The following is a 1,771-nucleotide window of genomic DNA, read 5'->3' on the forward strand; positions in this document are numbered from 1 at the left end:
ATCCTCAGCAGCCTCACCGGCCCCGCCGGACAGCACGCCCACCAGCCGCGCGACCGCACGCTCATCCAGCACCTCGGGCAGATCAACCAGACCACCCCAGGTCCGGGCATGCTCCAGCGCGGCCACCCGGCCCAGCGCCCACACCATGGCCTGCGCCGGACGGCTGAGCCGCTCGGAACGGCCCACCGACACCGCGCCCCGGGACACACACCACAGCAAGCTCTCGGCGTCCACCTCGACCAACGCCTGCACCAGCGTCAACGTCGAAGCAAAACCAGCCGACAGCTCCGGATACCCCGGGCACGACGCCTCGTCCAGAGCGAGCAGCGACAACACGCCGCCCCACTCCGGTGCGGTTGCGAGGACTTCGCGCAGCCGCCCGCTCAGCACCCCGGCATCGAGGTCCCCCTCATCCACCACCAGCGACACCACATCGGCACCATGGCGCTCAAGCCCGGCGACGGCCTCCGCCACCCACTCGTCCCCGGCACCGGATGCAGGAACCACCACCAGCCACGTCCCCGACAGCGACCCACCGGCCACGTCCGAGACGGGCTTCCACGCCACGCGGTAGCGCCAGCTGTCAATGGTCGACTGGTCACGGCTGCTGCGCCGGTACGCCGAAAGCGCGGGCAGCACCGCGCCCAGCGTCGCCTCGTCATCGAAGTCGAGCGTCTTGGCGAGCGATGCGAGGTCCTCGCGCTCCACGGCCTGCCAGAACCACGCGTCCACCTCGTCCCGGATGCCGGCATCGACACCGGGTCCGTCGGCGGACTTCTCGATCCAGTAGCGCTGCCGCTGGAACGGGTATGTCGGCAGGTCGACCCTGCGAGCTTCGAGACCGTCGAACGCCGGCCGCCAGTCGACAACGGAGCCATGAACATGCAGCCGAGCCAGCGCCGTGGTCAGGGCGACGGCCTCCGAGCGGTCCTTGCGCAGCACCGGCACGACCACGGGCGCCGAGCCGGACTCGGCCCGTTCTGCCACGCAGTCCTGTGCCATCGCCGAGAGCACACCGTCGGGGCCCACCTCCAGGAAGGTGGTCACGCCCTGCGCGTCGAGCGTCCGCACGCCGTCCGCGAACCGCACCGCCTCCCGGACATGGCGCACCCAGTACTCCGGCGAGCACACCTCCGCGTCCGCCATCTTGCCGGTGACATTGGAGACGAGTTCGATGGTGGGCGGGGCGAACGACAGTCCCTCGACGACCTTGCGGAAGTCGCCCAGCATCGCGTCCATACGGGGCGAGTGGAAGGCATGGCTGACCCGCAGCCGACGGGTCTTGCGCCCCTCCTGCTCCCACTGCCCGGCGATCTCCAGTACGGCGGCCTCGTCACCGGCGATGACCACGGCCGTCGGGCCGTTGACCGCCGCGATGCTCACCTCGGACTCACGACCGGCAAGCGATCCGGCGACCTCCTCCTCCGACGCCTGCACCGCCACCATCGCGCCGCCCTCCGGCAACGCCTGCATCAACCGGCCACGCGCCGCCACCAGCGTGCACGCGTCCTCCAACGAGAACACCCCCGCCACATGCGCGGCGGCGATCTCACCCACTGAGTGCCCCATCACCACATCCGGGGTGACACCCCAGTGCTCAAGGAGCCGGAACAGCGCCACCTCGATGGCGAACAGCGCGGGCTGCGTGAACGCCGTCCGGTTCAGCAGCTCAGCGTCCGCGCCACCCTCGGCCGCGAACATCACGTCCTTCAGCGGACGGTCCAGTACGACGTCCAGGTGCGCGCACACCTCGTCCAGAGCCTGAGCGAAC

1 protein-coding gene is annotated in these 1,771 nt (G+C 70.5%); it reads right to left on the reverse strand.

The genetic code is table 11. The features are described from left to right. On the reverse strand, positions 1-1,771 hold a 1,771-nt coding region (locus IG74_RS0144445), incomplete at both ends, for an acyltransferase domain-containing protein (RefSeq protein WP_030689489.1).

This window comes from Streptomyces sp. NRRL B-1347, assembly GCF_000720325.1.
Lineage (GTDB): Bacteria > Actinomycetota > Actinomycetes > Streptomycetales > Streptomycetaceae > Streptomyces.